Origin of the sequence: Bacillus sp. DJP31 (assembly GCF_049310945.1) — a bacterium.
Classification (GTDB): domain Bacteria; phylum Bacillota; class Bacilli; order Bacillales; family SA4; genus Bacillus_BS.
In genome coordinates, this window is the sequence record NZ_JBMERO010000053.1 from 1 (window position 1) to 8,045 (window position 8,045).

At 34.9% G+C, this 8,045-nt stretch carries 8 protein-coding genes; 3 read left to right on the forward strand and 5 right to left on the reverse strand.

Annotation, left to right across the window (positions count from 1 at the left end):
- Nucleotides 1–172: 172 nt before the first annotated feature.
- Both ACOI1C_RS21755 and ACOI1C_RS21760 read right to left on the reverse strand, forming a co-directional pair.
- Nucleotides 173–1,555 carry a DUF4179 domain-containing protein gene (locus ACOI1C_RS21755; RefSeq protein WP_422512699.1) on the reverse strand — a complete coding sequence of 461 codons (1,383 nt, stop codon included), beginning with the start codon at nt 1,553–1,555 and terminating at the stop codon, nt 173–175.
- Nucleotides 1,548–2,072: a sigma-70 family RNA polymerase sigma factor gene (locus tag ACOI1C_RS21760; RefSeq protein WP_422512701.1), complete on the reverse strand. Its 525-nt coding sequence runs from the start codon at nt 2,070–2,072 to the stop codon at nt 1,548–1,550. Before ACOI1C_RS21760 ends, ACOI1C_RS21755 begins: the two co-directional genes overlap by 8 nt.
- A gap of 649 nt (nt 2,073–2,721) precedes the next feature.
- Here ACOI1C_RS21760 and ACOI1C_RS21765 point away from each other — a divergent pair.
- Both ACOI1C_RS21765 and ACOI1C_RS21770 read left to right on the forward strand, forming a co-directional pair.
- Nucleotides 2,722–3,399 (forward strand): DUF6088 family protein, encoded by a 678-nt coding sequence (locus ACOI1C_RS21765; RefSeq protein ID WP_422512703.1) that lies wholly within the window; start codon nt 2,722–2,724, stop codon nt 3,397–3,399.
- Complete coding sequence (locus tag ACOI1C_RS21770; protein ID WP_422512705.1) at nt 3,371–4,108, forward strand: nucleotidyl transferase AbiEii/AbiGii toxin family protein; 738 nt, start codon at nt 3,371–3,373, stop codon at nt 4,106–4,108. Before ACOI1C_RS21765 ends, ACOI1C_RS21770 begins: the two co-directional genes overlap by 29 nt.
- 179 nt (nt 4,109–4,287) lie before the next feature.
- Here ACOI1C_RS21770 and ACOI1C_RS21775 read toward each other — a convergent pair whose 3' ends face one another.
- The 3 genes from ACOI1C_RS21775 to ACOI1C_RS21785 all read right to left on the reverse strand — a co-directional run bounded on the left by ACOI1C_RS21775 (nt 4,288) and on the right by ACOI1C_RS21785 (nt 7,892).
- Nucleotides 4,288–6,528 carry a putative bifunctional diguanylate cyclase/phosphodiesterase gene (locus ACOI1C_RS21775; RefSeq protein ID WP_422512707.1) on the reverse strand — a complete coding sequence of 747 codons (2,241 nt, stop codon included), beginning with the start codon at nt 6,526–6,528 and terminating at the stop codon, nt 4,288–4,290.
- Nucleotides 6,529–6,943: 415 nt separating this feature from the next.
- Nucleotides 6,944–7,738 carry a DUF2812 domain-containing protein gene (locus ACOI1C_RS21780; RefSeq protein ID WP_422512709.1) on the reverse strand — a complete coding sequence of 265 codons (795 nt, stop codon included), beginning with the start codon at nt 7,736–7,738 and terminating at the stop codon, nt 6,944–6,946.
- Nucleotides 7,701–7,892, reverse strand: coding sequence for a hypothetical protein (locus tag ACOI1C_RS21785; protein WP_422512713.1), 192 nt, complete (start codon nt 7,890–7,892; stop codon nt 7,701–7,703). Before ACOI1C_RS21785 ends, ACOI1C_RS21780 begins: the two co-directional genes overlap by 38 nt.
- Here ACOI1C_RS21785 and ACOI1C_RS21790 point away from each other — a divergent pair.
- Complete coding sequence (locus tag ACOI1C_RS21790; protein WP_422512711.1) at nt 7,858–7,998, forward strand: IS3 family transposase; 141 nt, start codon at nt 7,858–7,860, stop codon at nt 7,996–7,998. The two genes, ACOI1C_RS21785 and ACOI1C_RS21790, sit on opposite strands and share 35 nt — an antisense overlap.
- The last annotated feature ends 47 nt before the right edge of the window (nt 7,999–8,045 follow it).

Consider the following 8,045-nt stretch of genomic DNA (forward strand, 5'->3'; position numbering starts at 1 on the left):
GGGACACGTAAAAATAATTCTCAATATTGTATTACCATTGTTTAGTCAAAATAAACTTAGCCAACTTGACGGTTACAACCAAAACAACCTGTGGAACACGGCTGTGACACAAGAAAAAACGGGTGGTGCAAATGCACCCAAAACAACCAACCACCCTATTCAGTTGCACTACTTAATCTATCACAGCCTTAAACTCTATAATCCTATCAACATTCGACAAATTCCGGGTGGTGACAGGCACCAAAACTAACGGTACTTCGATTTCAAATTCTTCATATATAATTGGTTTAGGTGACTTATAGGTTCTGAGCTTTAGGCCTTCCTTCTCACCAGTTGCAAATTCTTGCTTAAAGCGGTTACCCTCGATTCTTTCTGCATATGGATTGTCTTCTGAGACTAAATTTTTCCCGTTACCATCTTCTAGCCATATTGGATTTCTTGAAAGTTTATTGTCGACAATCGTATCACTTGGAACAGCAAAATACACTATCATCCTATTTTCTCGATAGATTATATCTGTTATTAGTACCTTCCCGAAATCTCCTTGATCTAATTCAAAAGGTAAACTTTGATCATCTAAAAGCAAAGAGACTTCTTCTAGCATTCCGTCTTTTATTGGAATTGTATAAGGAATAATTCTAACTTTTTTTGTTCCTTCTTTTAAAGGCGTATAAAGAAAATCAAGATTCGCCCATTCTTTACCGTTTTCTGTATCTCCATAACCACTTCCGCTTACAATGTCTAATACATTCCCATTCTCATCTATAATATAAAAATTCATCATATATGGATCAAGCTTATTATTTTCTTCATCCACCGTTACCTTCACATCAAGATCGGTTCCTGCTGGGCCAAGTTTCAAAGAAGAAATTTGAACCTCTGCCTGTTCAAACACTTTGACTTCCTGTGGACGAATAACTGTCACTTCATTCGATTGAGTAACCGGAAATTTGAACTCCCACTTTCCTGGAATAAGACCAACAGCGTCAATTCTAATCTTGATATCAAAATTCTCTGGGAGTTCCTCGGTTGGATTAATATCTATCATTCCCTTATATTTTTGCGGTGTGACAAAATCTCCTGAAGAACTAGAACTGAAGTTGATTTCTTTCCCATTTACCTCAATGTTCGGTCGTTCAAGCTCACCAATCGCGATCAACGATTCTTGCGTATACCCAAATGTTAGGCGTGTTCCGTCATAAAAAATTTCATTCATTGTCAAGGTAATTCCATTATCCTTTGAAGATTGGTCAACAATCTGTGTTAAGCCCTTTTGTCCTGCTATCCTTAAGCCTTCATCACTAACGTCATTGAAAAAGGTTCCTATAATCGGAATATGAGATGCGATTTTTGCCATGGCTGGAGATATACTTGCTGAACCTATAAACAATCCAAAGCCAACGATCGCTGCACTAAGCGAATAGAGAACCATCCTTTTCTTCGATCTTTTAAATCGATTTTCATTCTTCGTACTTGTAATAATCGAATCAAGGTTATCCATTGGAACTGATATTTTATCCATTTCTTTTTCTAAGTCCGGCCATTGACTACTCATTTACACAATCCACCTCCAACTTTTCTCTTAATAGATTTACCCCACGATGTATATTTGTTTTCACCGCACCTTCAGGACAATCCCATATTCCTGCAATTTGCTTAACTGAATAATCCTTGTAAAATCGCAAAATTATAACTGTCTTATATTTTTCATCTAAATCCATGACTGCCTGAAGTAAATCAACATCTGTTTCACTTGATCGAGTTGGTTTTATCTTACTTTCTAAAATTTCTCTTTCCATTGGAATAATTCTTTTCTTCCTTTTTAAAAGATCAAAAGCTGTGTTGATGAGAATACGAGTCAACCAAGTCGAAAAATGCCGTTCATCTTTTAGGTTTTTAATCGAGATAAAAGCTTTATACACAGTTTCTTGAAAAACCTCCAGAGCATCCTCTTCATTTTTCATATGTACATACGCTATTTTATAGAGCTTGACCTTTTCTTTCTCCATTAACTCCTGAAATGCTTTATTATTACCCTTTTTCGCACGCTGCACTTTCTGAATATCTGACAAATCCCTGCCCCTCCCTTCCTGTAACTGTTAGACAATCCAGTAATGTAAAACGTTTCAATTTGTTTGATAAAGATATTGAATGGACATTAAATGAAACTCTATAAGATGAAAGTAAGACAAAAAAAATAGTAGGGATTTGGTAATCCCCACTACTCCACTTTTTTCATTGAGATTTTTATAATCAGACTAAAAGCCCTGTCAGGTGTGAAGTGTGGATATACATTATTAAACGAACTGATTTTTCATCAATTGCCCATAATAAATATTTTAACCATCCTCTAAAACATCTTCCGGTGAAGAAGCAAAAATACCCTTTTTACCCTTTTCTCTCCTGACTTCAATCCAAGAGTAAAAATTCTTATTATCAGTAAGGCTCTTAATAAACAACCTCTCTTTATCAGTTAAAATCCTTGATACCTTAGTTCTAATTTTTATATAAGTGGATTGTCAACACTAAACTAGACAACTTTTTTAAGGTGTACAAGTTTGTATTCAATCGGGCTTAGATACCCAAGTGTTCCATTGGTGGATGGTGCCTGGCACTAATTATTGGCACTACTTACTAAAAAAATATCCAATTAAAAAATGTCACATTTTTTTATATTTATTATAAAAATGTGTTACAATATGAACGAAGGTGGTGTACCGAATGAACCTGTATCAATATATATTGGATACTTATGGTTATGATGAACCTGTTTTTTTGGATGAATTAAAAAGTGAAGTGACTTCCTTAAAACCAGAATCATTAAGACAAGCAATGAAGAGATTGGTGGACAATGGAAAAATATACAGATACAGAGATGGTATATATTTTATTCCAAACCCAAGCTCCGTTCTAAAATCTACAACGTTAAGCGTCAATAAAATAATTAATAATAAATACTTATATAGAAAAGACCAAAGAATCGGGTATATAACAGGTTTATCGTTTGCTAACTTATTGAAATTAACTACACAAAACCCTGGTATGATTGAAGTCGTGACTTCTGCTGAAAAAGCAACAGTTAGAATTGTTAACTTTAACAAAAGAAAAGTGACTTTGAGAAAACCTAGAGTTGAAATTAACAATGAGAATTATAAGATACTACAGGTTCTAGATCTCCTTACTAACTTTGATAAGGTAAGTACCAAGCCAATTTCCCTTGCCGCAAAAAACATTATAGAATATTTGGGCGATGTTGATTTAACAAGTGAACAATTAAATAACTACTTATATAAGTATCCTAAAAAGACATTCAATACACTTTTAGAAAGCGAGGTATTTTATGAACTTACACAAAGACGAGAAAGTCTTTTTGGAGATTCTAAAGGCAACGGCCGATGATAAAGGAATTCCTGAGGAATATATCAATAAGGATTATTTTGTTTCTTTATTACTAAGAAATATTGCCGAGGAATCTCCAAATATAGTTTTTAAAGGTGGAACTTCTCTTTCTAAATGTTATGGTGTCATTAATCGATTTTCAGAAGACATTGATCTAAACCTAAAGGTTGGTTCAGATGCGACAAACAGAGAAAAGAGCGACTTGAAAAATGGGATAATAAGAGCTATTCAAGTTTCAGAAATGGAATTAATGAATCTAGATGAGATTGGTTCAAGAAAAAATTCCAATAAATACGAGGTAGAATATACAACAGTACAAGGTACTAGGGATAATCTTAAACCTCATCTATTAGTTGAATCTTATCTAACTCTTAAATCTTTCCCATTTGAAAGAAAAGTAGTAAATAACTACATTTTGGAGTATTTAAAAAAAGAAGATGAATTAAGCTTAATAAAGCAATATGATTTAGATCCTTTCGAAATAAACGTACAATCAATTGAACGTACATTTATTGACAAGATTTTTGCAATTTGTGATTATCATGAAAGAAAGCAATATACCCAAAACTCAAGGCACTTATATGATTTACATAAAATATGGGAAAATTATAAATTCACTGATGAGCCATTTATTAACCTCTTTTATTCGGTTGCCTTGAGCGTCGGAAATCCGATATCAATGTATCCTCTAAAACTGGTTATAAAATAAAACAAGTATTGCAGGATATAATAAATATGGATACTTTTAAAGATGACTATAACTCCAATACCTTCTATTTGTTGTTTGACGGCTTGGATTATAAGACAGTTAAGTATAGTATTTCTAGAATATTAGATTGTGGGTTTTTCCCTAGCATAATAGAGTAATAGGGACAAATGGGACAGGTTTTATGTCCCTAGATACTCCTTCTCAAACACACCCACCGAAACCGGCCTCGCAAACAAAAAACCCTGACCATAATCACAATGATACGCAGCAAGTGCCCTGACTTGATACTCATGCTCAACACCCTCAGCCACGATTTCGAGGTTTAAATTCCGAGCGATATCAATAATTCCCTTCACCATAGATTGATCGCCTTCATCTGTAATATCATCGATAAAGGTCTTATCAATCTTAAGTGTATGGATGGGTAAATCCTTTAATACATGAAGTGAGGAGTAGCCTGTACCAAAGTCATCAAGGGCAATTTTTAGGCCAAGTCCTCTTAAACCCGTTAATACTTTTATAGATTCTTCTACATTTTGCATAATGCTCTCTGTAATTTCCAGCTCTAAATACTTCGGATTTAGACCTGTTTCTCTTAATGTCTTTTCCACTGTTTTAACTAGATGACTATTCGTAAATTGTTGAACAGACACATTCACAGATACACATAAAAAAGGATATCCTTGATCCTGCCATTCTTTGTTTTGCATACAAGCCCGTTGCAGAACCCATTCTCCGATACTCACGATTAGTCCTGTATCCTCTGCAATTGGAATGAACTCTACTGGAGAAACGGGACCTAATTCTTGACTGTTCCAACGTAATAAAGCTTCCATCCCTGTAACTTCTTTCGTTAGTAGATTGAATTTAGGCTGATAGAAGAGCTCCAGCTCATTTCGATCCATTGATTTTCGCAACTCGTTTTCTAGTATCATCTTTCTTATTAAAGCCTGATTTAACTCTGAATTGTAAAATTGATAGTTATTCCTACCCTTTCCTTTTGCTACATACATTGCTGCATCTGCTGCTTTAAATAGAGATTCACTATCTGTTCCATTAAATGGATAGGAACTGATCCCCACACTAGGCGTAATCGTAATTTCATGATGATTAATGATAAAGGTGCCCTTAAATGCAGATATAATTTGATTAGCCGTTTCTACACATTTCTCCTTCGTTGTGTCTCTTACTAGCACAACAAATTCATCACCGCCTAGCCGGTAAATACCACATTCAGCAGCTAATGAAGTTTTTAAACGCTGGGATGAAATTTGTAATAAGCGATCCCCAACGATATGTCCTAGTGTATCGTTAATCATTTTAAAACGATCTAAATCTATTAATAATAAGGTGAATGTACTCTTACTGTTTTCTGCCTGCTTAATCGCATATTCTAAGTCTAATTTAAAACTACTTCGGTTCAATAACTCCGTAAGTGAATCTTTATAAGCCAATTCTCGATATTCCATCATTAGCTTCTTATTCTTTTGGGTGATATAAAGGTGCTTTCCAATAATCAGGAAGAAGACTAGTCCTAAACCTACTCCAAGGGTATTGATCTGCCATTTATTGCTGTGAAACTCCAGCACGAACAAAAGTATCGTCGTGATATAAGGAAAGATAGATACCTTATCATCAATAATAGCCTTTATTTCAATCAATCCTTGCTTATTTTTTCGAGCAAACAAACCGGCAAAGCCGATCATTAATAAGGAACCGACCCACATTGGCTCAATTAATAACTGGTAGTCCTCTTTATTTGTTTTCATAATGGCTGCAATCGAATCCCCAAAAATTTGCAGATAGAATGCACCCATGAAGAATAACATAATCGTTTTTTCCTTACTGTGCCTTGAAAGAAAATAGAGTAAGGTCGTCACAAACAATAAACTAGTATCAACAACTGGATATATAAAGCCGATGACAATGAGTTGGAAGGGGCTTTCTACCGCAGCGATATATGGTTTAACTAAGTAGTGAACGCTAATAGATAAGATAACAATCAAAAATATAAGCGTGTTAAATAAATGAGGGTTATTTGTAATACTAGGATTGATTAATCGAACCCTATAGACTAACGCAAGTAAAAACAAAAAATAGCCGAATAGCCAAAATAAATAGGAACTGTCTGGTGCATGATAGGTACTTTCAATAATGACCTGATAAAACCATACAAAATTCCCCATCACATGGAAAACCAAGCCAATTGCAAGGACAAGCCAACTATACTTTTCTTTCCCTTTTTTTACTCTATAAGTCTTATATACCCACAAAAAACTAAAAAAGCCCACGAGGATTGGAAACAAACTTGAACCAAGAACAGTAATTAATTCAAATTCGTAAAGAAGTATGTTCCATAGATAAACAAAAGCAATCGTTAGTAGTAAAATAGTCAGGGCTGTCTTCTTTGATGTAATCATCTATGAACCTCACGATATATATATTATGTAAAAGGGCTACTTCCAAATGGAAAAAAGCCACTTTTTTTCATAGTTGTATTTTATCATTTTTTGTCGAAAAATAATAGGCAAGAAGGGACAGGTTCAGACCACTGAAAAAGTAAGTGTATATGAGATCTATTTAATGGAGAATATGTAGATTTGGAACGGAAGGTGCTAGGGCACCTTCGGGAAGAGTGGGACAGGTGAGACTCATTCAAGGCGTTTGCGAAGCCACTGAAAAAGTCGATGGGACGAAGGGACAGGTACAGTGTCCCACTTATTTGCCCTTCCCTGAAGTCAATAAGGAGTTTATTGGAATTAAAAAAAGAAACGTTCTCTTTTCCCCATGTCCCTTACTTCTTTTTAAGTCTCATATAATAAAGCCAAGTTCTTGTTATAAATGAACCAAAAATGATAATACAAACTCCAACATAAAAGCGTTCAGTATACTTAACCTCGTTGATTGTATAAGCATACGTTCTATCGAAATTCCAATATTAAGGACATACATCATCACAAAAGGAAGAAACAAAAGGGTATAGGCCAACGCTACCCGCCTGGCATGTTTTAAGTGAAAAATCTTGTCACCATAAAAATGAGGTTTTTCCGAGCCTTCGGTATATTCCTGACTCCATATTGTCCATTTTTGTAAGGAGCCCATGGAAATAAAGATACTCTTCCAGCCAGCCTCTCTGTGTAATTCGAAATATCCTTCATCCGAGATGTTTTGATAATCTGCGGCATAACTTACCTTACGAGGATGGCCAAGATAAAAAAAGAATACGGTCCCTGTTTTACTGACTCGATGAAGATTAAATCCTTGCTGCTCCATTTTTTCTAGCCACTCTTCAAGCTTATCAGGGCCATACATCCATCCAAACTTTCTTTTCATAACTATTTTTCCTGATCGCTTTAAGTTCTTTTCTTGTTCCTTCTTTAGTTTGCCTTCCTCCTGATTACTAGATTGAAGTTTGGTTTGTTTTTCATCGTTCAGATTCTTGTTCGTTTTATACAGTTTACTAACTGAGTAGATAGCTAGGATATAGAGTGCGATGGCCATGCCCAAAACTGTGTAGGTTACAATCCACAACGGACTTTCAACAACCGTAACTGGTACATCTAGAAAAACAGTAGGGATGATAAAAGAAAGATTAATGACAGCAATACATGATAAATAAATTAATACCAATGAAAATATAACTGATCATCAGATTACATTTAATTATGCCTTCACGAACAGAAGAGATTTTCATTTGTTCCTGTGATTTTTCAATCATTAAGACATGCCAGTTCCCACTTTGATTCACCTTGCTCCAACCTTCATCTACTAAAGACCTAGACAAAGAATCTCCTAGCCTTTATTGGTACAACAATAAGCGATCACATGGCTCACTCAGCTATTTAAGTCCAGTTGCATACAGAAACTTAGCCCTTAAAAAAATCGTTTGATTTAGTGTTGACATACCAACCGCCATTGTTCGGTATAGTGTATTTCA